This window comes from Acidovorax temperans (assembly GCF_006716905.1).
Lineage (GTDB): Bacteria > Pseudomonadota > Gammaproteobacteria > Burkholderiales > Burkholderiaceae_C > Acidovorax > Acidovorax temperans.
Map to the genome: position 1 here is coordinate 59,410 of NZ_VFPV01000004.1, position 22,013 is coordinate 81,422.

The following is a 22,013-nucleotide window of genomic DNA, read 5'->3' on the forward strand; positions in this document are numbered from 1 at the left end:
AAAAATGAAAACTCTTGCGCACTTTCGCCCCCGTCTGCTGTGGGTATTGACCTTGAGCGCGGCCTTGACCGGTTGCGCCAGCATGCAAAGCCACGACAAGCTGGCCAGCGATGTGCAGTCGGCAGGCCGCACCGGCGGCATTCCTGCAGCCTTGGCCCAGCTGGAAGCCTCTGCCAAGTCCGAGGACGATAAGACCGCGCTGCTCTACAACCTGGAGCGGGGCGAGCTGCTGCGCATGGATCGCCGCTACGAAGACAGCACCAACGCCTTCTTGCTGGCAGACATCAAGGTCAAGGAATGGGAAGAAACCGCCAAGACCAACCCTTCCAAGCTGATGGGCACGGTGGGCGCTGCGCTGATCAGCGAGCGGCTCAAGAACTACGAAGGCCAGGACTACGAAAAGGTGTGGCTCACCACCCGCCTGGCCATGAACCGCGTGGCCGTGGGCGACTTTGAAAACGCCCGTGTCGACATCAAGCGCACGCACGAGCGCGAGGCCATCATTGCTGAATTCCGCTCCAAGGAAACCCTGGCGGCGGAAGAAGAAGCCAAGTCCAAGGGCGCCGCGGCAGGCGGCAAGGAGCTCAACGGCTACCCCGTGGAAACCTTGAACGACCCCGAAGTGCTGGCGCTGAAGAACGGCTACCAGAACGCCCTGAGCCACTACCTGGCGGGCTTCATGTACGAAGTGCTGGGCGAGTCTGGCCTGGCCGCTCCCGGCTACCGCAAGGCGATTGAGCTCAAGCCCGAAACCGGCGTGCTGGAAGAGGGTTTGCGCGGCCTGGACAACCGCACCAGCTTCACCTGGAAGCGCCGCCAGCGCATGACGGACGTGCTGTTCGTGGTGGAAGCGGGTGATGCGCCCGCCCGCAAGCCCAAGGCGTTCACCATCCCCGTGCCCACAGGCCGTGGCATGGTCACTGCCAGCATTTCCTACCCCGTGATTGAGCCCTCTACCGACCCACTGCTGACCACGCTGTCGGCCGCAGGCACCGACCTCAAGCTGGAAAAAGTGGTGGACGTGAACGTGATGGCCCGCCGTGCCCTGAAGGACGAAATGCCCGGCATGGTGCTGCGCGGCGTGACCCGTGCCATCGCCAAAGGCGTGATGCAGAACGAGTTGCAAAAGCGTGGCGGTCTGGTGGGTGGCCTGATTGGCGCTGTGGCCTCGGCTGCGACCGAGGTGGCCGATGACCGCATGTGGCGCATGTTGCCTGGCCGTGTCTACATCGCCCGCGGCTACCTGCCTCCGGGTGAGCACGTCGTCACAGTGAACGGCCGTGCGCTGCCTGACCCCGTCAAGATCGACGGCCAGTACGCTCTGGTGCCCCTGCGCCTGTACGAAAACACCGTGCTGATGGGCGACGTGGCCAGCTTGGGCAAGCTCGCTCCTGTGGGCTCTGTGCCCGTGGAAGCCGCAGCCCCTGCAGCCAAGCCTGCTGCCCGCACAGCCACACGCACCACGACCAGCAAGCCTGTGGCCAACTCCCGCACGGCTGCCCCGACACCTGCTGCTAAAAACTGAGCGCATACCGCCCAGTCCATTGGCCCATTTCACGATTTGTCTGAAGGAATCTTTTCAATGACCAACCGCATCTTCCTGAGCGCCCTGTGCGCCGCCTGCGTGGGTTTGGCCGGCGCTGCCGGCGCCCAGCAGCACGACCCCGCAACCCCTGCCGCCGTGGCCGCCAAAGTGGCCCTGCGCGGTGAAGCCAACGGCATCGCCGTGCGCGAAATGCGCCTGGTGCGCAAGAACGACATCCTGTCGGTGCAGGCCGACCTGTCCAGCTCCGTGCGCAGTGACCGCACGCTGTTCTACCGCTTCAAATGGCTGGACAACGTGGGTAACCAGGTGGGCGATGGCGAGTCGTGGAAGCAACTCACCGTGCTGGGCCTGGGCCAGCAAACCATCAAGAGCGTGGCCCCCACCGGCGCGGCCGTGGACCTGCGCCTGGAAATGAACGTCGAGCCGCGCTGAAGATATGAAGCACCCCCTGAGTCGCTGCGCGCCTTCCCCCTCTCTCACGCTTCGCGTGGGAGGGGGACGCAGCCAGCGCGGCGGGGCGGCGCGGCCAGCAAAGGCCCTTGCGCGGCTGCCTACGGCGGGGGAGCGCCAGTTTCAAGAGCCTCCGGTAGTGTGAACCGCCCTGTCTTATGAAAGAAATCAAAACCATGACCAAGAACACCTTCCAGCGCACCGCGCTCATCGTGGCCTTTGCTGCCAGCACCCTGGCCCTGTCGGCCTGCCAGAACCTGTCGTCCCCCACCGTGCGCTTTGACCGCCAGGTCAACTACGGCGACGCCAAGGGCGTGGAGCTGGTGACCAACGAATTCGGTTCGTCCGACCTGCAGATGATTGCCGAGAAGATGACGGGCAGCCTGCTCGAAACCGGCATCTTCCAGGGCCGCCCCACGGTGACCATCTCCACCGTCAAGAACAAGACCAGCGAGTACATCGACACCACCAACGTGATGAACTCGATCCAGACCGCGCTGGTCAAGTCGGGCAAGGTGCGTTTCACCCGCTCCATCAACGAAATGCAGCAAGGCGTGGACGAGCTGCAGCGCCAGAACCAGAGCGGCCTGTACAAGCAGAACACCACCGCCAAGGTCGGCCAGATGACGGCTGCCAAGTACCAGCTTGAAGGCGAGCTGACCAGCATCGTCAAGCAAAACAACACCACCAAGGATGTGTTCTACAAGTTCACGCTGAAGATGTTTGACGTGCAGGAAGGCACGATCGAATGGCAGGACGAGAAAGAAATCCGCAAAACGAGCAAGAAGTGACGGAGCACACCATGCAACGCAGAACCACTTTGCACACGGCCCTGGCCGTGGTCGCCGCCACCACGCTGGCCTGGGGCAGCAGCGCCTTCGCGCAAAACGCGGCCCCCAAAATCGCCGTGACCGATCTGGCCTACGCACAGCGCGTGTCGGAATACTTCGTGGCCGGTGCCTACCAGCGCAGCGCCCAGATGAGCGCCCGCAGCAGCCAAAGCGGCAGCCACAGCCATGGCATGTACGGCGGTGGCGGCTCGTATTCGGGCAGCCAGTCGGTGCAGGCGTCTGAGCAGGCCAGCGGCACCTACGTGGCCGGTACCTACAGCTACATCGAACAGCGCGAGCTGGGTGGCTACACCAACGACATCAAGGGTGCCTTGCTGCAAGGCACCTACTTCCGCCTGGTGCAGGGCAAGGGCTTTGACGCGGGCACGCCGCAGCCTTCCAAGGCCGAGCAGGTGCTCAACCAGGTGCAGGGCGGCAAGATGGCTGCGCCCAAGGCGCAGCCCCAGGTCACCGACGTGATCGCCCGCATCAAGAAGGGCGAATTCAACGGCGCCGACTACGTGCTGTTTGGCGTGGTCTCCAGCATCGACTTCACCGATGCGCTGCACCCCATCCAGGGCACCAGCAACGCCACGCGCCAGTACGGCCTGCAACTGCTGGCCGACTTCTCGCTCATCAACACCAAGACCTACGAGATCAAGGCCGCGTTCTCTGCCCAGGGTGAAGGCAACGACACCAAGATCCTCTCCACCCGTGGTGACATTGCCCCGCCCAACCGCGCCAAGGTGATCCGCGAGACCTCGCAAAGCCTCGCGCAAGACGTGTACCTGCAACTGGCCAACCAGCTCGGCTACACCGACGCGCACCTTTCGCGCGGTGTGCGTCCACCCCAGCCCATGGGGTACCCCGCTGGTGGTGGCCAGGCTCAGCCTGTGCCAGTGCCGCAGCAGCCTGAACAGGTGCTCATCCTCAAGTGATGGGTGGGGTGGGCCGGGTTGCACAACGTGGGCATGACCTGCGCTTCTGAGGTGACCCAGCCCCACCGCCCCGGCGTTGCCCAGGCCAGCCTTGTGCTGGCCTTTTTTCTGGCGGCGCTCAGCCTGCAAGCCTGCTTGGTTCAGACGCCTGCAGCGGCAGCCAGTGGCGCCGAACACTTCTCTGCGCAGCGCCTGCCAGGGGCCCACAGTGAGGAGCTGTGGGCCCTGCAGCGGGGCCCGCTGGTGCCACCCCTGCGCTACCGCGTGGTGGTCGTTCCTGGCTCGGGCTGCGCCGGTATGGGGCCCTTTGCTGATCGCTACTTTCGGGGCCTGTTGCACGCGCAGGTGACCGTGCTGCACAAGCCGGGCGTACACCCTGCAGACACCACGCCAGCGGCCGATTGCCCCGCGCGCTTTGTGCAGGCTGACCACCTTTCTGCATGGGCCCACCACGCGCGCGCCGCGCTGAAACAGCTCACCACGACGCAAGGTCACAGCCATACCGACGTGCCATGGCTGCTGGTGGGTATTTCGGAAGGGGTGGAACTGCTGCCTTCCCTGGCAGCCAGCACAGGTCCTGGGCTGGCGGGCCTGGTGATGATGGCGGGCAGTGGGCTGGACCCGCGTGATGCCGGCCAGATGCAGGCCGAGCGCCTCGGGCATGCAGCTGACTGGGCTGCGCTGGGCCGTGCCCAGGCCGGGCCTGGTGCGGACACGCAGGTGGTGCAGGGGCGCAGCCTGCGCTACTGGCGCGACCTGTGGCAATGGCCCGTGCAACAACCCTTGCTGCAGGGCCCATGGCCCGTGCTGCACGCCTGGGGCGATGCAGATGACATGGTGCCCCCCGCCGCCTACGAGCAATTTGCCCAACGTGCCCAGCACCGCAACGCACCCTACTGCGCGCTGCGCCTGGCCGGTGCCAACCACGGCCTGCAGGCGGGTGAAGTGGATGGCTTGCAGCAGGTGTGGGGCGCTGTGGAGGGCTGGGGCCGCGCACCCCAGCGCGGGCTGTGCGCCAGCGTGACCTTTCGTTGACCCGATCCTCACAGGCCCTATACTCGCCCCCGTTGGTGCTCGTGCCGTTATTGCAACGGCACAGTTAAACGGGAATCAGGAGAGCGCGGCCCACCACGAGTCGCGCTTAACCTGAGCTGCCCCCGCAACGGTAAGCGAGAGAAGGCTGCATGCCTTCAGCCTGCTTCACATGTCCACTGGGTTCTGAGAGCCTGGGAAGGATTCGCAGGAACATCTCGCCAGCCCGGAGACCGGCCGACAAGCGGGTGAGCCACGTGCCCACCCATTTCACAGAACCTGCGGGGAGGCAGGGGTCTGGGTCAGTCCGGGTCGTTTTCATGTTGAATTTCTTTGTGCTGGCGATGCAGCCAGCGGCGCAGCATTTGGCGGGTCATGGTGCATCCATGGACAGCTGGGGCTGGCGCCAGCCATGACGGTCGGTACCGTCTGGTTTGTGGGCGCGGGACCGGGTGATCCGGAGCTCATCACCGTCAAGGGCCGCTCCCTGATTGAGCGGGCGGGAGCCATCCTGTTTGCAGGTTCGCTGGTCAACGAGGCCGTGACCCGCTGGGCACCGCCCGGCTGCACCATTGCCGACAGCAAGGACATGACGCTGGAGCAGATGGCAGCATGGCTCATTGCCCAGGCGCAGCAGCACGCTGTGGTCATCCGCCTGCAGACGGGCGACCCTGCCTTGTATGGCGCGCTGATTGAAGTGGTGCAGCCGCTCGATGCCGCTGGGGTACCTGTGCGCGTGGTGCCGGGGGTGTCCTCGGCCATGGCCTCGGCCGCTGCGGCGGTGGAGAGTTTCACGCTGCCCGAAGTCACGCAGAGCGTGATCTTCACCCGCGTGGAAGGCCGCACGCCCATGCCCGAAGGCGAGTCGCTGGCCGAGCTGGCGCGCCACCACTGCACGCTGTGCATCTTCCTGTCCATCACCCTGCTGCACAAGGTGCAGGAGCAACTGCGCGCGGCGGGCTGGGCCGATGACGCCCCCATGCTGGTGGTGCACAAGGCCAGCTGGCCGGGTGAGGAACTCATCATCCGCGGCACGCTGGCCGACATCCGCCAGCGCTGCCGCGACGCCAAGGTGGTCAGCCAGGCCATGGTGATTGCCAGCCCCAACCTGGGTGCGCGCCACTGGCCCACGCTTGCCAAGTCCAAGCTGTACGACGCCAGCTTCACCCACCGCTTTCGCAAGGCCAGTGTGCCTGCCACGCCCACGGAGACTTCCTGATGCAAACCCCAGCCACGCCCCTCGGTACACACCACGGCGCACGCCACGAAGACACCATCCTGCTCATCGGCCACGGCTCGCGCGAGCCCGAGGGCAACGACGAAATCCACCGCTTTGTGGCCCAGTGGCGTACGCGCCAGCCCGGCTGGAATATTGAGGTGTGCTTCATCGAATTTGCCGCCCCTAGCCTGCATGATGGCCTGCAGCAAGCCGGGCGTAACGCGCGCCGCGTGCTGGTGCTACCGCTCATCCTGAATGCGGCAGGCCACGTGAAGATGGAGATTCCCGAGGCCATTGAGCATGCCCGCGAACACTGCCCCGGCACCGAATTTCTGTATGGCCCGCACCTCACTGCGTGCGACCCCATCCTGGATGTGCTGCGCCGCAACCTGCGCAAGTGCATGAGCGAGCTGGACATGCCTGACCCCACCACCACCGGTGTGGTGTTGCTGGGGCGCGGCTCGTCTGACCGCCAGGCCAATGGCGATGTCGCCAAGATGGCCCGCTGGCTGATGGAGGAGACAGACCACGAACTGGTGGACCTGGCCTTCACCGGCATCACCTGGCCGCGCCTGGAGCGCGCCGTGCAGCGGCAGGTGCTGCTGGGCATGAAACAGGTGGTGGTGTTGCCGTACTACCTGTTCACCGGCACGCTCATGCAGCGCATTGCCCGCCAGGTGGATCACCTGCGCCAGCAGTACCCGCAGGTGCGGTTTGCAGAGGCCTCGTACTTCGGGTTTGAAAAAGAAATCTTTGCCCTGCTGGAGCAGCGCGTGGCCGACCTGCGCGCGGGCGTGCCCGACGCCAAGCTGCCCTGCGATGGCTGCAAATACCGCGAGATTGCCCACGACCTGGGCCATGGGCACAGCCACGAACACACGCATGTCCACGCACCGGCCACAGAGGCGGTGGTGCATGTGCACGGCCATGGGCCTGCGCATGAGCATGACCATGCACACGACCATAGCCATGCCCACCATCACGGGCATGACCACGAACATGGGCATGTCCATGCTGCCCACCACCCCGTCCATGCCGACGGGCAAGCCGCATGAGCACCATCAACACCGTCACCGAACAGCTCACGCGTGCAGGCCAGGCCATCGAGCACGACAGCTTTGCCATCATTGACGCCGAGGTGCAGGGCCACAGCTACACGCCCGAGCAGTGGCCCATCGTGCGCCGCATGATCCATGCGAACGCCGATTTTGATTTCAACGGGCTGACCGACTTTCATCCCCAGGCCGTGCAAGCCGGCATCCGCGCCATGCTGCGTGGTGGCACGCCCGTGGTGGCCGATGTAGAGATGATCTGCTCGGGCCTGTCGGTGCCGCGCCTGGCGCACTTTGGCATGGTCACGCACCAGTTCATTTCGGACGCCGACGTGATTGCCCAGGCCCAGGCCGAAAACACCACCCGTGCGGTACAGGCCATGCGCAAGGCCCACCGCCTGGGCTTGCTTGAAGGCGCCATCGTGGGCATTGGCAATGCGCCCACCGCACTGATCGAGCTGGCCCGGCTGATTGCAGAGGAGGGCGTGCGCCCCGCGCTGGTGGTGGGCATGCCGGTGGGCTTTGTGTCGGCGGCCGAGTCTAAAGACCTGATCGCCAGCCAGCACGAGGTGCCTTGGCTGGTGATTCGCGGGCGCAAAGGAGGCTCCACGCTGGTGGTGGCCGCCGTGCATGCTTTGCTGTCCTTGGCCGAGGCGCAGCAAAAGCTGGCGACCGCCCAGGGCTGACACCGCCATGATGGAAAAAACCGTTCGCCGGGGCACCCGCACCGGGTTCACCACCGGGGCTTGCTCTGCCGCCGCCGCTGCGGCTGCTGTGCAGGGCCTGGTGCATGGCGCTGTGCCTGACGCGGTGGACTGCCTGCTGCCCAACGGCGATACGGTGCGCTTTGCGGTGAACGACGGGCGCTGCGATGTCAGCAATCCAGAGGCCCCTGCCACGGCCCACGCCATGGTCATCAAGGATGCAGGCGACGACCCCGATTGCACCGACAAGGCCCACCTCACTGCCGATGTGCGTGTGCTGCCCGGCGAAGCCGGTGTGGTGCGCCTGTGCGGCGGCTTTGGTGTGGGCACCGTCACCATGGCCGGGCTGGGCCTGGAAGTGGGTGGCCCCGCCATCAACCCCGTGCCCCGCCGCAACATTGAAGACAACGTGCGCGCTGCAGGGGCGCCGCTGCTGGCCCATGCGGGGCTGGAGGTCACCATCTCCGTGCCCCAGGGCGTGGAGATGGCACGCAAGACGCTCAACGCCCGCCTGGGCATTCTGGGCGGCATCTCCATCCTCGGCACCACCGGCATCGTCAAGCCGTATTCCACCTCGGCCTACCGCGCCAGCGTGGTGCAGGGCGTGCAGGTGGCGGCCACGCTGGGCCACGGTGTGGTGGTGCTCACCACCGGCGGGCGCACCGAGCAGTTTGCGATGAAAGAGCGCGCTGCGCTGCCCCCTGCCTGCTTTGTGCAGATGGGCGACTTTTTGCGCTACGCGCTCGACGAAGCCGTGGCGCAGGGCCTCACCGAAGTGGTCATTGGCGGCATGGTGGGCAAGCTCACCAAAATTGCCCAGGGCGAAACCATCACCCACGCCAACCGTGCTGAGGTGGACACCGAGCTGCTTGCCCAACTGGCCGCCCGCATTGGCGCGCCGCCCGAGATGTGCGCCGAGATTGCCGCCGCCGAAACCGCCCGCTTTGCTGCCGAGCGCATGCAGGCCCTGGGCTTGGCCACCGCCTTCCATGAAGCGCTGGCCCAGGCCGTGGTGCGCACCCTGATGGCCCCTGACCGCTACGGCGGCCAATTCCGCCTGCAGGTGCTGGTGTGCGACTTTGACGGCATCAAGATGGCCGAAGCCGCTTCTTCAACTTCAGAAACGACATGACCGACCCCCAACCTTGCCGAGTGATCGGTGTGCTGGACGATGGCGCTGCCAGCCTGAGCCCTACCGCACTGGCCCTGCTGCGCCGTGCCGATGTGGTGGTGGGCGGCAGCCGCACGCTGGCCCTGCTGGACGACGACATCGCCCCTCACGCCCAGCGCCGTGATTTGACGGGCCAGCTCAGCGCCGTGCCCGGCTGGATTGCCGCCGCGCGGGAAGCGGGCCAAACCAGCGTGGTGCTGGCCACCGGCGACCCGCTGTGCCACGGCATTGCCAGCTACCTGGCATCGCGCCTGTGCATTGAGGCGGTGGAGGTGCTACCCAACCTCTCGACCGTGCAGCTCGCCTGCGCCCGCCTGGGCCTGGCCTGGCAGGATGCGCGCATTGTGTCGGTGCACAGCAAGGACGCAGGCGAATGGCAAGTGGGTGCCGAGCCCGGCCACGGCCTGTATGCCCTGGCGCAAAGCCTGCGCCAGCACGACCGCCTGCTGGTGCTCACCAGCCCCGACAACACGCCGGACCGCATTGCCCGCCTGATCGTGGCCGAAGGGCTGGGCGACGATTTTCAGATGGCCGTGGCCGAGCGCCTGTGCATGCGCGACGAGCGCGTGGTGGCCGAGCTATCACCGCACGACGCTGCTCAGCAGACCTTTGCCGACCCCAACGTGGTGGTGCTGGTGCGCAGCCAGGTGCGCCCTCAGCCCGTGCGCATGGGCCTGGCCGACAGCGCCTACCACCAGCGCCAGCCCGACAAAGGGCTCATCACCAAGCAAGAGGTGCGCGCCGTGTCGCTGGCCCGTATGCAACTGCGTGCCGACAGCCGCGTGTGGGACATTGGCGCGGGCAGCGGCTCGGTGGGGCTTGAAGCCGCTCGCCTGTGCCCGCAAGGCCATGTGTGGGCCATCGAAAAGAACGAGGCCGACCATGCCATTGCAGGCCAGAACGCCCGTGCCTTTGGCGTGAGCAACCACACGCTGGTGCACGGCAAGGCCCCCGAGGGGCTGGATGCGTGGCCTGACCCGGACGCCGTTTTCATCGGCGGCTCGGGCGGCGAGCTGCAAGAGCTGATCGCCCTGTGCCTGCGCCGCCTGCGTACGGGCGGCTGGCTGGTGATGAACTTGGTCACGCTCGAAAACCTGGCCAGCGCCACCCAAGCGCTGCAAGCCCAGGGCGCGGTGTGGGATGTGCTGCAATTGCAGGCGGCCCGCAGCAAACCCATTTTGCACATGCACCGCATGGCGGCAGAAAACCCCGTGTGGATCGTGTGCGCGCAGCGCGGCGAGGGCAGTGCGATGCCGGCCGCGTCAGCCGTGCAAACCGCGCAAGGGGAGGCCGCATGAGCGAGACCATGCTTCAGAATCCCCCTGCACTGGGCCGCCTCATCGGCGTCTCCCTCGGCCCCGGCGACCCTGGCCTCATTACCCGCGCAGCGTGGGCGCAGCTGCAGCGCACCGATGCCGTGTGGACTTACCCCGCGCGCAGCACCAAAACGCCCAGCTATGCGTTTGACATCGTGCAGCGTGCCGGGCTTGCGCCGCCCGCGCAGCACCAGACGCTGCTGTTCCCCATGACGCACGATGGCGACAAGCTGGCCCGCGCCTGGATGCGCGCCGCAGAGACGGTGCTGCCCTGGCTGCTGGCGGGGCAGGACGTGCTGTTTCTGGTGGAGGGCGACGCCAGCACCTACGCCACCTTTGGCCACCTGGCCCGCACCGTGCAGGCGCTGGATGCGCGCATTGACGTGCCGGTGATTGCAGGTGTGAACGCCTTCGCGGCCGCTTGCGCCGCCCGTGGCATGCCCCTGGCGGAGCAGGACGACACCATTGCCATCGTGCCCGCCGCCTACGGCGTGAGCGCGGTGGACCGTTTGCTCACCGACTTTGACACCCTGGTGCTCATGAAGGTCAAGCCGCTGATGGACGACCTGATCGACTGGCTCACCCAGCGCGGCTTGCTGCCCCACACCCAGTTCATCGAGCGCGTGGGTGCGCCGGACGAACGCAGCGTGAACGGCGTGGACCTGCCCACCCTGCGCGGCACCAAGGTCAGTTACCTCTCGCTCATGATCGTGAAGAACCCGCACCGCATACGGGGTGAGCGCATCAAGGGCTGCCTCAAAAAGACATCGCCTGCGCCGTTGCCTGCTGTGGATGGCAGCGGCCTCTCTGCCGAACAGGAAACCGCTGAATGACTGCATCCTCTGTATCACCCGCCGTGGTGCTCTCTGCCCCTGTGAATCCTGAGCAGGAGGCCCGCGTCTGCATCGTCGCCATCACCCGCCATGGCGCGGCGCAGGCCGCCCAGCTGGCGCGTGACTTGCCCGAGGCCCACATCTGCACCGCCGCCAAGTTTGCGCAGGCGTTCGATGGCCTGCCCAACCCCGTGCGCGCCTACGAAGGTGCCCTGCGTGACGAGATGGCCCCGCTGTTTGAGAGCTATGACCAGCTCGTGTTTTTTGTATCGCTCGGCGCTGTGGTGCGCCTGATTGCGCCAGTGCTCAAGTCCAAGGACGAAGACCCCGGCGTGACGGTGGTGGACGATGCGGGCCAGTTCGTCATCCCGGTGCTCTCCGGCCATGTGGGCGGCGCCAACGCCATGAGCGAGCGCATTGCCGACTTGCTGGGCGCGACGCCCGTGCTCACCACCGCATCCGATGTGGGCAAGACCATTCCCGTGGACATTTTGGGCCGCCACCTGGGCTGGCAGGTGCAGGCCCCCAAGCTCAACATCACCCGCGTGTCGGCCCATGTGGTCAACGGCGAGCCGATTGCCCTGGTGCAAGAGGCGGGCAGCACCCGCTGGTGGACCCGGCCCACGCCGCTGCCCGCCAATGTGGAATGCCTCACCGCGTTTGCGCAGGTGCGGCCCGATCACCACAAGGCTGTGTTGTGGGTCACCCATGCGGATGTGCCCGACACCCTCTGGTCCGACTGGGCCGAGCGCCTGGTGGTGTACCGCCCGCCCGTGGGGCAAGCTGCAGATGCCACCACGGCCTGAGCCATGTCTGCGGTAGCAAGCCAATCATCCGCGCCAGTGGCCCTTGCCCTTGCCATTGGTCTGGGCTGCGACCGGGGCACGCCCCTGGCCACCGTGCAGCAGTGCCTGCGGCAGGCCTTGGCACTGGCCGGTGGCACGCTGGCCGATGTGGCGGTGCTGGCGAGCATTGAAGCCAAGGCCGACGAAGCCGCTTTTTTGCAACTGGCCGCGCAGCATGGCTGGCCTTTGCAGTGGTACAGCGCCGCGCAACTGGCGGCTGTGCCCGTGCCCAACCCCTCGGCCACCGTGCAGCGCTACATGGGCACCCCCTCGGTGAGCGAGGCCGCTGCCCTGCTGGCCGCACAGGCCGATCTGCACGCCCTGGTGGTGGAAAAGCACAAGTTGCGCGGGCCCGATGGCAAGAACGCCACCGTGTCCATCGCCCGCATGGCCGCAGCGCCCTCCACCCCTTTTTTACCCCCGTCCGTTTCTTGAAAGGAAACCTCCCATGCACATCGAAATCGGCATCATCTCCCCTGAAAAGCTGGCCTACGCAAGCGTCGCGGCCACGGCCCTTTTGGGCGCCCACACCATGGGCCTGCTCAAAAGCCCCACCGCCTGGCTGCGCACGGCGCTGGCAGCGTTCTTCTTCAGCGTGCTGATGCAGGCATGGTACCTGCCCGTGGGCCCGTCGGAGCTGCACCTGGTGGGCGCCATGCCGGTGTACCTGCTGTTCGGCTTCATCCCCACGCTGTTTGGCTTTGGCCTGGGCCTGCTGGTGCAAGCCCTGGTGTTTGAGCCGCAGGACATGGCCCACCTGGCCGTCAACTTCCTGAGCCTGGCCGTGCCGCTGGTCACCGTGCACCACACCCTGGGCAAGAAGATGCAAGGCATCAGCGTGGCCAATGTGCTCAAGCTCGACGCCGTGTACTACGCAGGCGTGACCCTGATGGTGGGCTTCTGGCTGTCCATCAGCAACGATGCTGCCCCCGTGGCCGACTGGGCGCTGTTTGCAGCCTCGTACACCAGCCTGGTTGCCGTGGAGCCACTGCTGACCATCGGCCTGGTGGCCCTGGCGGGCCGTCTGCGTGGCAGCCGCGTGGGTCAACGCCTGCTCGCCGCCTGCATTGACGAAGGCCTGCTGCGCCGCGCAGCGCCTGCAGTGGCGTCTGCTTGATCTGCACAAGGGCTGATTCCATGACCGCAGGAAAAATCATGCTCGTGGGCATCGGCCCCGGCAGCACCGAGCACATGACGGCGCGCGCCCGCGCCGCCATTGCCGAGGCCGACACCATCATCGGCTACGTCACCTACATCAAGCTGGTGGCTGACCTCATCGAGGGCAAAGAGATCATCCGCAAGTCCATGACCGAAGAGCTGGATCGCGCCATCGAGGCGCTGGAGCGCGCCCGCCAGGGCAAGAAGGTGGCGCTCATCTCTTCGGGCGATGCAGGCGTGTACGGCATGGCCGGGCCTACGTTTGAAGTGCTGTTCCAGGCCGGGTGGACACCGCCCGCCGTGGACGAGAACGGCGTGCCCGAAGCAGGCGGCATTGTGGTGGAAGTGGTGCCCGGCGCCTCGGCCCTCAACAGCTGCGCGGCCCTGGTGGGCGCGCCGCTCACGCACGACTTTTGCGCCATCTCGCTGTCGGATTTGCTCACGCCCTGGCCCACCATTGCGCGCAGGCTGGATGCCGTGGCTTACTCCGATTTTGTGGTGGCCCTCTACAACCCCAAGAGCGGCCGCCGCACGCGGCAGATTGTGGAAGCGCAGCGCCTTTTCCTGCGCCACCGCAGCCCTGATACGCCCGTGGCCATCGTCAAGAGCGCCTACCGCCGCCGTGAGCGCATCGAGTTCACCACGCTGGCGCACATGAGCGATGCCGACATCGGCATGCTCAGTACCGTGCTCATCGGGAACAGCAACACCGTGGTGCAAAACGGCCTGATGGTCACGCCACGCGGCTATGCCAACAAATACGACGTGCAGGCGGGCGGCACCACGCGCGAGGGCGAGCGCCCTGGCCGGTCGCTCTCCACCGGGCTCAACGGCTGGCTGGAGAATCTGTTTGCCGACCATGCTGCGGGCGACAGCATCGAAGCCCTGGCCCAGCGCCACCGCCTGCCGGTGGAATACATCCGCGACACCCTTGAAAACCCGCTGGAAGCCGCAGCGCAAGATGCGCCCGAGGAGGTCGATGCATGAGCACCGAGAGCACCGACACCACGAACGCGGCTGTGGCCGCCGATGCAACGCCCTCCGAGGTCGTGCGCCCCAAGATCAGCGACTACCGCCGTCACCTGCTCATTTGCACCGGCCCCCGCTGCACGCAAAACGGCGAGGCGCAAGACCTGTTCGACAGCCTGGGGGCCAAGTTCAAGGCCGCGGGTTTGAACGATGGAGAACTGCGCGTGAAGCGCAGCCGCGTGGGCTGCTTTGCGGCGTGCAAAGGCGGCCCGGTGATGTGCGTGCAGCCCGATGGCACCTGGTACTACAACGTCACCCCCGCCAACATGGACCGCATCATCACCGAGCACCTGGTGGGCGGGCAGCCGGTGCAAGAGCTGGTGTTTCACCAGGGGCCCACCGGGGGGTGATGGGTTGATATTTGTTTTGTAGCTGCTGGCGCTTATTTCATGGGCGCTGGCGGCTATTTTTGCTTGTGGCGACCCCTTGGCACGCTCAGCGCGGCCGGTACATCTTGAACAACTGTTCCGGCCCCACGGTGAAGTAATCGGCGGGGCCGCCTGCGCGCAGGATGTGGCCTGCGCTGGCCGTGTCGTACACGCCGTCCTTGAGCAAGGCGGTGTCGATGTGCACGGCCACCACCTCGCCCAGCACCAGCCAGGTTGGCACCTGTACCCCGTCGGCCCCTTGCAGTTGCAAGACCTGCGTGCGGCGGCATTCCAGGGTGACGGGGCTTTCGGCCACGCGCGGCGGGCGCACCTGCGTGCTGGCCAAGGGGGTAAGGCCCGCCAGCTCAAATTCACTCACCTCCGGCGCCACGGCGGCGCAGGTCTGGTTCATGGCCTCGGCCAGATCGCGGGTGGCCAGGTTGCAAACGAACTCGCCGGTTTCCTCGATGTTGCGCAGCGTGTCTTTGGCGCCAATGCTGGCAAAGCCGACGATGGGCGGCACGTAATTGAAGGCGTTGAAGAAGCTGTAGGGCGCCAGGTTGAGCGCACCCTGCGCGTTGCAGGTAGAGATCCAGCCAATCGGGCGCGGGCCGACGATGGCGTTGAACGGGTCGTGCGGCAGGCCGTGGCCCTTGCGGGGTTCGTAGCTGTGCAGGGTGCGAGCGGTCATGGGTTGCTGTCCTTGTTCCATGGGATCAATTTGCTATTAAAAGCATAGCTGCTTGCGCTTTCTGCATGAGCGCTAGAGCCTGATTTTGCTTGAAGGTTGGTTGTGTGCCTGCGGTGTGCATCATTTGCCCTGGCGCGCCAGCCACACGCCGGCCACGGCCACCACCATGCCCACAAGGGCCAGGCCCGACAGCGTTTCGCCAAACAGCGCCCAGGCGATGAGCGCGGTGGTGGGTGGGGTCAGGTAGAACAGGCTGGCCACGTTCACGGCGCTGCCCCGGCCAATCAGCAGGTTCAGCAGGCTGACTGCGCCCACCGACAGCACCAGCACCAGCCAGCCCAGGGCAAACATGAACTGGCCCGTCCAATGGATCTGCATGGTTTCGGTCAGGCTGGCCAGCACGGCCATGGCGGCCACGCAGGGCAGGTACTGGATCACCGAGCCCGAGCGCAGGTCAAACGCCGGGCAAAAGCGCTTTTGGTACAGCGTGCCGCAGGTGATGCCCACCAGCGCCACCACAGCGGGCAGCAGCATGGCTAGCAGCGCCTGGCTGGGCACGGAGGCAATTTTTTGCGCCACCACCAGCGCCACACCGGCAAACCCCAGGGCCAGCCCGCACCACTGCGCGGGCCGCACCCGTTCGCCTAGCAGCAGCCCGGCGGCCAGGGCTGTGAGCAACGGCTGCAGCCCCACCACCAGCGCCGTGATGCCCGAAGGCAGGCCGTGGCCAATGGCGGTGAACACCCCACCCGCGTACACGCCATGCACCAGCAGGCCCGACACCGCAATGTGCAGCCACTGCCGCGCACTGCGCGGCCAAGGCGCGCGAAACCACTGGGCCACCGCCAGCATCAGCACCGTGACGATGGCAAACCGCAACGCCAGAAAGGTCAGCGGCTCCACATAGGGCAGGCCCAGCTTGGCGCCGATGAAGCCGGTGCTCCACAGGGCCACGAACAGCAAGGGGTAGGCGGTGTCGCTCAGGCCAGGGCGGGGCGTGCTCTGCACAGCGGAAGAATTCATGGGCGGGCCAATCAGGGAGAAAGCTGGTGGAAACGAGGAAGGTGGCGGGCGCCGTCCCACGTGCGCGGCGCTGGGGGCTTTTTGCCGCGCAATGCGTACTCTGCCACGCCTGGGCCGCCTGCGCAGGGCAGGGGTCACGGGTGGCTCTCCTAGCGCGCCTGCCTCCATGCGGCCCAGGAGCTGCTTGCCCCCGTCTTGGTGGGGGGCAGCAGGCCGCCGAAAAGTCGTTGAAAATGGTGCGTCAGCACAACGTTGTTCCGTTTTGCAGCGACGCCAGCGGCCCGTTTGCCGATTCGTCCCCTCGGCATGCGCAACAATGTGCGGATACCCCCCGCCATGAAAGACACGCGCTCCCCGCTTCCAGAACCAGAGGTCACCTCCAGCGAATTGGAGCGTTTGCGTGCCGCAGTCCACCGGGCTGAGCAGGCCGAGCGCCTGCAGCGCGCCCTGTTTGCCATCTCAGAGCTGTCCAGCTCCGACCTGGAAATGCCCCACATGCTGCAGCAGTTGCACGCCATCGTGGGCTCGCTCATGTACGCGCGCAACCTGTTCATGGCGCTGTACGACGAGGCCAGCGACAGCCTGGACTTCATCTACATGGTGGACGAAGCCACCCCGGACCAGCCCCAGAGCGGCCAGCGCATCCCCATGGCCGACTACGCCCAGGCGCTGACCTGGTACCTGGTGCGCGACGGCCTGCCCCGGCGCGGCTCGATGCAGGCTCTGGCGCAGCAGGTGCCCGGCCCCTTGCGGGCGCGCGGCGCCCATGCGCAGGACTGGCTGGGCGTTCCCCTGCGCGAGGGCAGCCACGTGCGCGGCGCCCTGGTGGTGCAAAGCTACGACGAGCCCAATCGCTACGGACCCGAAGAACAGGCGCTGCTGGAGTTTGTGGCCAGCCACGTGCTCACCGCCGTGCAGCGCAAGCAAAGCCAGCAGGACCTGGAGCAGGCTGTGCAGGTCAGCACCGCCGAGCTGGCCCGGGCCAATCAGGCCCTGGTGGCCGAGGTGACCCGCCGCCAGCGTGGCGAGCGGCTGCAGGCCGCCCTGTACCGCATTGCCGAGCGCGCCAATGACATGGGCAGCATGGACGATTTCTACCGCGCTGTGCATGACACCGTGGGCGATCTCATCAACGCCCGCAACTGCTACATCGCCCTGGTGTCGGAGGACGGGCAGGTGCTGGAATTTCCCTACTATGTGGACGAGCAGGGCGGCAAGGGCATCACCCGGCGCATGGGCCGGGGGCTGACCGAATACGTGCTGCGCACCTGCAAGCCGCTGCTGGTGAACCGGGCCGAGGCCGATGAGCTCATTGCCCAAGGCGTTTTCCAGACGGCCGGGCCCCGTGCCAATTCCTGGCTGGGCGTACCGCTGGTGTGCGACGGGCGGGCGCTGGGCGTGATTGCCGTGCAAAGCTATCAGGCCGACGTGGCGTATTCCGACCGCGACCGGCTGCTGCTGAGCTTTGTCTCGCACCAGATCGCCAGCAGCCTGGTGCGCCGCCGCACCACCGATTCATTGCAACGCGCCAACGCCGAGCTGGCGCAGCGCGTGGCCGAGCGCACAGGCCAGCTGCAAGAGCAGATCGCTGTGCGCGAGCGGGTCGAGGCCCAGCTGCAGCACCAGGTGATGCACGATGCCCTGACCGGCCTGCCCAATCGCAGCTACCTGCTGGAGCGCCTGACCTGGCTGCAGGCACGCCTGCAGCGCCACGAGCATCGCCGCTTTGCGGTGATGTTTGTGGATGTGGACCGCTTCAAGCTCATCAACGAAAGCATGGGCCACCATGCGGGCGATGCGGTGCTGCAGGAAATCGGGCGGCGCCTGCTGGCCACGCTGGGTGATTCGGACATGATCGCCCGCGTGGGCGGTGACGAGTTTGCCGTGCTGCTGAGCAACGCCCAGACGCTGGAAGCCGCCATGCGCTCGGCGCGGCGCATGCTGCAGGTGCTGGACGAGCCCATGGTGGTGGAGGGCAAGCAGCTGTTCGCTTCCGTCAGCATTGGCATCATGATGTGCGACCAGCCTGCAGCGGCCCCCACCGACTTGCTGCGCAACGCCGACACCGCCATGTACCGCGCCAAGGTCAATGGCCGGCGCCGGTTTGAGCTGTACGACGCGCATTTGCACAGCGATGCCCTGCGCGTGCTGACCCTCGAAAACGCCCTGTGGTCGGCCCTCAAGCAGCGCCAGTTTGTGCCGCACTTCCAGCCCATCGTGTCGCTCAAAGACGGGCAGGTGCGGGGCTATGAAGCCCTGGTGCGCTTGCAGCACCCAACCGAAGGCCTGCTGGCACCGACGGACTTTTTGCAGGTGGCCGAAGACAGCGGCAGCATGGAGGCCATCGACTGGCAAATTTTTGCTGCCGCCAGCCAGGCCATTGCCGCCCAGACCGACTTCACCGGCTACCTGGGCCTGAACGTGGCGCCGCGCCACTTTCGCAACCCGCACTTTTGCCAGCAATTGCTGGACATGCTGAAAGCCGCGGGCCTGCCGCCCTCGCGCCTGTGCCTGGAAATCACCGAAGGCGCCCTGATCGACGACCCCGAGCGCACCTGCGACCTGCTCAACGAGCTGCGCAGCCACGGCATGTCGCTGGCGCTGGACGACTTCGGTACCGGCTACTCGTCGCTGGGCTACCTGCACCGCTTCCCGCTGCTCACGCTCAAGATCGACCGCAGCTTTGTCGCCCCGCTCACCGCCCCCTCCGCCAACCAGGGCCGCGCCAGCGCCGCCGTGGTGCGCGCCGTGGTGGCGCTGGCGGGCTCGCTGGGCCTGAGCGTGGTGGCCGAAGGCATCGAAACCCAGGCCCAGGCCGATGCGCTGCGCGCCCTGGGTTGCCATCTCGGCCAAGGCTTCTTGTTTGCCAAACCAGGGCCATTGCCTGCTTCTTCGGCCTGATTCCATTTCTAAGAGCGGCTAACAAAACCCTTCTGGCGTCGTTGCCGTGTCTTGTCGTACTACCCGTACTGCCTGCGACGCGGCGCCTAGCCAGAACCGCTGCGCTGGGTTTTGTTATCCGCTCTAAATCACCCCTGACGTTGTTGCTTCGCCTTGCCGTGCTTTAGCACTGTCTGCGGCTTCGCGCCTGGTCAGGAATGATTGGGAAATGGAATGAGGGCCAGGTGACCGCTACCGCTGCCCCAAAAACTGCGCCGGGGGCTGCCCCACCGACTTGCGCACCATCGCACTGAACGCGCTGGGGCTGTAGCCCAGTTCGGTGGCGATCTGGCCCACAGGCATGCGGCCCGCCGCCAGCGACACCGCCTTGGCCAGAATCACCTGCTGGCGCCACTGCGTGAAGGTGCTGCCCAGCTCGGTACGAAACAGCCGCGCCACCGTGCGCAGGCTGGCGCCCGTGTCTTGCGCCCAGGCCTCCAGCGTGGTGTGGCGCGTGGGGTCGGCCAGCACGGCTTCGCACAACTGGCGCAGGCGCTTGTCGTGGGGCAGGTCCACGCCCAGCTTCACGGGCGCTGCGCGGGCCAGCTCGTCGCACAGCAGCGCGCTCAGGTGGCGTTCGCGCAGCAGCGTGGCTGCGTTGGGCGGTGGGCCGTCGTCCGGGGTGGTGGGCATTTCACGCACCACGGCGCGCAGCAGGTCTGAGGCTTCCAGCACCCGGCACTGGCGCCACGCAGCCTGCCCGTGTGGCGCAGTGCGCTCGCCCAAGGCCGCTGGGCCGCAGCGCCCGCGCGGCTGGTGAAAGTACAGCGTGCGCATTTCGGCGTCTTCCACCATCGTCACGGCGTGTTCCATGCCCGGCGGTATCCACAGCGCACGCGATGGCGGCACGATGTAGGTGCCCCGGTCCACCGTGAGCTGGATCACGCCGGTGGTGGAGATGGCCACCTGTGCCCACGGGTGGCTGTGCGGCATCACCCGCGTGTCGGCCCGCAACTGGCGCACCTTGGCGCGCACCGGGCGCTGGGCCGTGGGCACAAACAAGTGCGGGGTCAGTGAATCGACATACGCCACCGGGCGCCGGGCGCGGCGTGGCGCTGGTGCGCCGGGCGCCTGACGAGGGGCGCTGGAGGTTGTTGCAGGTTTTGGCATGTTTGCGATAGTAATTGACCGGCTATCGTCAAACTGCCGAGTCCGGCGTGCCTAAGATCAACCCCATGACCTCTGCATCCTCTGGCAATTCATCTGCCGCCGTGCCGTTTCGGCAAGACGCCCGCACCATCGGGCTGGTGGGCCTGGCCCATGGCAGCTCGCACTTCTTTCACATGCTGCTGCCGCCACTGTTCCCGTGGCTGATCGCCGAGTTCGGCTTCAGCTATTCCGAACTTGGGGTGCTGGTGTCGGTGTTTTTCGTGATCTCCGGGGTGGGCCAGGCCCTGTCGGGCTTTTTGGTAGACCGGGTGGGCGCGCGGCCCATCATGTTTTTTGCGCTGTCGAGCTTTGCGGCCTCTGGGCTGGTGGCGGGCACTGCGCAGGGCTATGGGGGGCTGGTGGTGGCTGCAGCCCTGGCCGGGCTGGGCAACGCGCCCTTCCACCCGGTGGACTTCACCATCCTGAACAAGCGCGTATCCCCCCAGCGGCTGGGGCACGGTTTTGCGGTGCACGGCATCAGCGGCAACCTGGGCTGGGCCACGGCGCCAGTGTTCATGGCAGGCATTGCCACGGCCACGGGTTCATGGCGCACAGCCAGCCTGTGCGGCGCGGCGTTTGCGCTGCTGGTGCTGGCCATCATGGTGATCAACCGCGACGCGCTGGACGACCGCCAGGGCGAATGGGCCCACCAGGCCAAGGGCGCCGCCAGTGCGCAGGCTGCCAAGCCCGAGCATCCCATGGCCTTCCTCAAGCTGCCTTCGGTGTGGCTGTGCTTTTCGTTCTTCTTCTGGAGCACCTGCGCCCTCAGCGCCATCCAGAGCTTTGCCAGCCCCGCGCTGCAGTCCATGTACGGCCTGCCCCTGAGCCTCACGGCCATGGTAGTCACCGGCTACATGCTGTGCGGCGCGGGCGGCATGGTGGTGGGCGGCTTTCTGGTCGGCCGCGTGCAGCGGCTGGAGAAAGTGATCTCGGTCTGCCTGCTCGGCTCTGCTGCGCTGCTGGCGCTGGTGGCCACAGGGCTGCTGCCCGGCATGGCAGCACTGGTGGTGGCCTCCATCGCTGGCCTGGGCACGGGCCTGGCCGGCCCCTCGCGCGACATGCTCATCAAGCGTGCCGCGCCACCCGGCGCCACGGGCCGTGTGTACGGCACCGTGTACTCAGGCCTGGACCTGGGCTTTTGCCTGGCCGCCCCCGTGTTCGGCGCCATGCTGGACCGGGGCATGACCTCAGGCATCTTCTTCGGCTCTGCCGCTACGCTGGCGCTGAGTGTGGTGTCTGCGGCGTTTGTGGGGGTGGGGCTCGCGGCACGGATGGCGCGGCCAGCGGCGGTGACGGCGGGGTGAGGGTGTGATTGGGGGGGCCTCGTTTTGCGCCCCCTTCGGCACCTTCGATGGTGATGTGCTCGTTATATTGATCCGGCACGGTTTATTGCAGAGTCCAGATGCCGTTCAACTTGAGCCCGTCGAGGGGCTTCGACACCTCAGCCCGAGCAAGGTTTACGAATAAAGCCTGCCGGATCAATAGTTGGGAGGCCGGTTTCGGCCAGGAGCGGTCGGTGAGAATGGTTGCCCGGATGGCAGCTTCAGGCTGGCTGCCGACGTTCACGGTGGGTGTGGCGTCAGTCGGCTCTCGACCCCAAGCCGTCTTAATATTCACGGTTGGTTGCACGAGGTGCTTCGATCTTCGACATCCAAGACCGTCCACACATTGCACCCGACCACTTCTCATCGCCCGGTAAAAAGGGGACTCCAACGAGGC

The 22,013-nt window shown here is 66.4% G+C and carries 21 protein-coding genes and 1 riboswitch; of the genes, 18 read left to right on the plus strand and 3 right to left on the minus strand.

Going from position 1 to position 22,013, the window contains the following annotated elements:
* Nucleotides 1–4 precede the first annotated feature (4 nt).
* The 16 genes from BDD18_RS18785 (at nt 5) to BDD18_RS18860 (ending at nt 14,473) form a co-directional block, all read left to right on the plus strand.
* Nucleotides 5–1,525, plus strand: coding sequence for a COG3014 family protein (locus BDD18_RS18785; RefSeq protein ID WP_142085138.1), 1,521 nt, complete (start codon nt 5–7; stop codon nt 1,523–1,525).
* Nucleotides 1,526–1,582: 57 nt separating this feature from the next.
* The gene (locus tag BDD18_RS18790) at nt 1,583–1,978 is read left to right on the plus strand and encodes a YcfL family putative periplasmic lipoprotein (protein ID WP_044397201.1); all 396 of its coding nucleotides are present in this window, start codon (nt 1,583–1,585) and stop codon (nt 1,976–1,978) included.
* 194 nt (nt 1,979–2,172) lie between these two features.
* The gene (gene lpoB, locus BDD18_RS18795) at nt 2,173–2,787 is read left to right on the plus strand and encodes a penicillin-binding protein activator LpoB (protein ID WP_044397274.1); all 615 of its coding nucleotides are present in this window, start codon (nt 2,173–2,175) and stop codon (nt 2,785–2,787) included.
* An 11-nt stretch (nt 2,788–2,798) separates the two neighbouring features.
* Nucleotides 2,799–3,764: a hypothetical protein gene (locus tag BDD18_RS18800; protein WP_142085140.1), complete on the plus strand. Its 966-nt coding sequence runs from the start codon at nt 2,799–2,801 to the stop codon at nt 3,762–3,764.
* A 33-nt stretch (nt 3,765–3,797) separates the two neighbouring features.
* Nucleotides 3,798–4,799 carry an alpha/beta hydrolase gene (locus BDD18_RS18805; RefSeq protein WP_142085142.1) on the plus strand — a complete coding sequence of 334 codons (1,002 nt, stop codon included), beginning with the start codon at nt 3,798–3,800 and terminating at the stop codon, nt 4,797–4,799.
* A gap of 16 nt (nt 4,800–4,815) precedes the next feature.
* A riboswitch (cobalamin riboswitch) is annotated at nt 4,816–5,052 on the plus strand.
* A 156-nt stretch (nt 5,053–5,208) separates the two neighbouring features.
* The gene (cobM, locus tag BDD18_RS18810; protein WP_066694683.1) at nt 5,209–6,015 is read left to right on the plus strand and encodes a precorrin-4 C(11)-methyltransferase; all 807 of its coding nucleotides are present in this window, start codon (nt 5,209–5,211) and stop codon (nt 6,013–6,015) included.
* Nucleotides 6,015–7,070 carry a sirohydrochlorin chelatase gene (locus BDD18_RS18815; RefSeq protein WP_142085144.1) on the plus strand — a complete coding sequence of 352 codons (1,056 nt, stop codon included), beginning with the start codon at nt 6,015–6,017 and terminating at the stop codon, nt 7,068–7,070. The genes cobM and BDD18_RS18815 overlap by 1 nt, the downstream gene beginning before the upstream one ends.
* Nucleotides 7,067–7,753: a precorrin-8X methylmutase gene (locus tag BDD18_RS18820; RefSeq protein WP_142085145.1), complete on the plus strand. Its 687-nt coding sequence runs from the start codon at nt 7,067–7,069 to the stop codon at nt 7,751–7,753. Before BDD18_RS18815 ends, BDD18_RS18820 begins: the two co-directional genes overlap by 4 nt.
* A 7-nt stretch (nt 7,754–7,760) precedes the next feature.
* Nucleotides 7,761–8,903, plus strand: coding sequence for a cobalt-precorrin-5B (C(1))-methyltransferase (locus tag BDD18_RS18825; protein ID WP_142085147.1), 1,143 nt, complete (start codon nt 7,761–7,763; stop codon nt 8,901–8,903).
* Entirely contained in the window at nt 8,900–10,240 is a 1,341-nt protein-coding gene (gene cbiE, locus BDD18_RS18830) for a precorrin-6y C5,15-methyltransferase (decarboxylating) subunit CbiE (RefSeq protein ID WP_142085149.1), read from the plus strand. The genes BDD18_RS18825 and cbiE overlap by 4 nt, the downstream gene beginning before the upstream one ends.
* On the plus strand, nt 10,237–11,091 hold the full coding sequence (cobI, locus tag BDD18_RS18835) for a precorrin-2 C(20)-methyltransferase (RefSeq protein WP_142085150.1): 855 nt from the start codon (nt 10,237–10,239) through the stop codon (nt 11,089–11,091). Before cbiE ends, cobI begins: the two co-directional genes overlap by 4 nt.
* Nucleotides 11,088–11,897 (plus strand): cobalamin biosynthesis central domain-containing protein, encoded by an 810-nt coding sequence (locus BDD18_RS18840; protein ID WP_142085152.1) that lies wholly within the window; start codon nt 11,088–11,090, stop codon nt 11,895–11,897. Before cobI ends, BDD18_RS18840 begins: the two co-directional genes overlap by 4 nt.
* 3 nt (nt 11,898–11,900) lie before the next feature.
* A complete protein-coding gene (locus BDD18_RS18845; protein ID WP_142085153.1) occupies nt 11,901–12,371 on the plus strand; it encodes a cobalamin biosynthesis protein in 471 nt (156 codons plus the stop codon).
* A 13-nt stretch (nt 12,372–12,384) separates the two neighbouring features.
* Nucleotides 12,385–13,053, plus strand: coding sequence for an energy-coupling factor ABC transporter permease (locus BDD18_RS18850; protein WP_142085155.1), 669 nt, complete (start codon nt 12,385–12,387; stop codon nt 13,051–13,053).
* A gap of 20 nt (nt 13,054–13,073) precedes the next feature.
* Nucleotides 13,074–14,081, plus strand: a complete 1,008-nt coding sequence (cobJ, locus tag BDD18_RS18855) for a precorrin-3B C(17)-methyltransferase (RefSeq protein ID WP_142085157.1) — start codon at nt 13,074–13,076, stop codon at nt 14,079–14,081.
* Nucleotides 14,078–14,473 (plus strand): (2Fe-2S) ferredoxin domain-containing protein, encoded by a 396-nt coding sequence (locus BDD18_RS18860; protein WP_142085159.1) that lies wholly within the window; start codon nt 14,078–14,080, stop codon nt 14,471–14,473. Before cobJ ends, BDD18_RS18860 begins: the two co-directional genes overlap by 4 nt.
* 85 nt (nt 14,474–14,558) lie before the next feature.
* On the opposite strand, the gene BDD18_RS18865 is transcribed toward BDD18_RS18860, so the two are convergent.
* Both BDD18_RS18865 and BDD18_RS18870 read right to left on the minus strand, forming a co-directional pair.
* Nucleotides 14,559–15,182, minus strand: a complete 624-nt coding sequence (locus BDD18_RS18865; protein WP_142085161.1) for a flavin reductase family protein — start codon at nt 15,180–15,182, stop codon at nt 14,559–14,561.
* A gap of 120 nt (nt 15,183–15,302) precedes the next feature.
* Nucleotides 15,303–16,205 (minus strand): DMT family transporter, encoded by a 903-nt coding sequence (locus tag BDD18_RS18870; RefSeq protein WP_142085163.1) that lies wholly within the window; start codon nt 16,203–16,205, stop codon nt 15,303–15,305.
* 336 nt (nt 16,206–16,541) lie between these two features.
* Here BDD18_RS18870 and BDD18_RS18875 point away from each other — a divergent pair, with 336 nt between their 5' ends.
* Complete coding sequence (locus BDD18_RS18875; protein ID WP_170207430.1) at nt 16,542–19,106, plus strand: bifunctional diguanylate cyclase/phosphodiesterase; 2,565 nt, start codon at nt 16,542–16,544, stop codon at nt 19,104–19,106.
* A gap of 231 nt (nt 19,107–19,337) precedes the next feature.
* Here the strand turns inward: BDD18_RS18875 and BDD18_RS18880 are convergent, their stop codons facing one another.
* Entirely contained in the window at nt 19,338–20,255 is a 918-nt protein-coding gene (locus tag BDD18_RS18880) for an AraC family transcriptional regulator (protein WP_142085166.1), read from the minus strand.
* Between the two features lie 65 nt (nt 20,256–20,320).
* Between BDD18_RS18880 and BDD18_RS18885 the strand changes: the two genes are divergently transcribed.
* Complete coding sequence (locus tag BDD18_RS18885; protein WP_142085168.1) at nt 20,321–21,598, plus strand: MFS transporter; 1,278 nt, start codon at nt 20,321–20,323, stop codon at nt 21,596–21,598.
* Nucleotides 21,599–22,013: the final 415 nt, after the last annotated feature.

Coding starts and splice junctions, on each gene's coding strand:
- BDD18_RS18785 (WP_142085138.1), top strand. CDS start 5: ATGAAAACTCTTGCGCACTTTCGCCCCCGTCTGCTGTGGGTATTGACC.
- BDD18_RS18790 (WP_044397201.1), top strand. CDS start 1,583: ATGACCAACCGCATCTTCCTGAGCGCCCTGTGCGCCGCCTGCGTGGGT.
- lpoB (WP_044397274.1), top strand. CDS start 2,173: ATGACCAAGAACACCTTCCAGCGCACCGCGCTCATCGTGGCCTTTGCT.
- BDD18_RS18800 (WP_142085140.1), top strand. CDS start 2,799: ATGCAACGCAGAACCACTTTGCACACGGCCCTGGCCGTGGTCGCCGCC.
- BDD18_RS18805 (WP_142085142.1), top strand. CDS start 3,798: ATGACCTGCGCTTCTGAGGTGACCCAGCCCCACCGCCCCGGCGTTGCC.
- cobM (WP_066694683.1), top strand. CDS start 5,209: ATGACGGTCGGTACCGTCTGGTTTGTGGGCGCGGGACCGGGTGATCCG.
- BDD18_RS18815 (WP_142085144.1), top strand. CDS start 6,015: ATGCAAACCCCAGCCACGCCCCTCGGTACACACCACGGCGCACGCCAC.
- BDD18_RS18820 (WP_142085145.1), top strand. CDS start 7,067: ATGAGCACCATCAACACCGTCACCGAACAGCTCACGCGTGCAGGCCAG.
- BDD18_RS18825 (WP_142085147.1), top strand. CDS start 7,761: ATGATGGAAAAAACCGTTCGCCGGGGCACCCGCACCGGGTTCACCACC.
- cbiE (WP_142085149.1), top strand. CDS start 8,900: ATGACCGACCCCCAACCTTGCCGAGTGATCGGTGTGCTGGACGATGGC.
- cobI (WP_142085150.1), top strand. CDS start 10,237: ATGAGCGAGACCATGCTTCAGAATCCCCCTGCACTGGGCCGCCTCATC.
- BDD18_RS18840 (WP_142085152.1), top strand. CDS start 11,088: ATGACTGCATCCTCTGTATCACCCGCCGTGGTGCTCTCTGCCCCTGTG.
- BDD18_RS18845 (WP_142085153.1), top strand. CDS start 11,901: ATGTCTGCGGTAGCAAGCCAATCATCCGCGCCAGTGGCCCTTGCCCTT.
- BDD18_RS18850 (WP_142085155.1), top strand. CDS start 12,385: ATGCACATCGAAATCGGCATCATCTCCCCTGAAAAGCTGGCCTACGCA.
- cobJ (WP_142085157.1), top strand. CDS start 13,074: ATGACCGCAGGAAAAATCATGCTCGTGGGCATCGGCCCCGGCAGCACC.
- BDD18_RS18860 (WP_142085159.1), top strand. CDS start 14,078: ATGAGCACCGAGAGCACCGACACCACGAACGCGGCTGTGGCCGCCGAT.
- BDD18_RS18865 (WP_142085161.1), bottom strand. CDS start 15,182: ATGACCGCTCGCACCCTGCACAGCTACGAACCCCGCAAGGGCCACGGC.
- BDD18_RS18870 (WP_142085163.1), bottom strand. CDS start 16,205: ATGAATTCTTCCGCTGTGCAGAGCACGCCCCGCCCTGGCCTGAGCGAC.
- BDD18_RS18875 (WP_170207430.1), top strand. CDS start 16,542: ATGAAAGACACGCGCTCCCCGCTTCCAGAACCAGAGGTCACCTCCAGC.
- BDD18_RS18880 (WP_142085166.1), bottom strand. CDS start 20,255: ATGCCAAAACCTGCAACAACCTCCAGCGCCCCTCGTCAGGCGCCCGGC.
- BDD18_RS18885 (WP_142085168.1), top strand. CDS start 20,321: ATGACCTCTGCATCCTCTGGCAATTCATCTGCCGCCGTGCCGTTTCGG.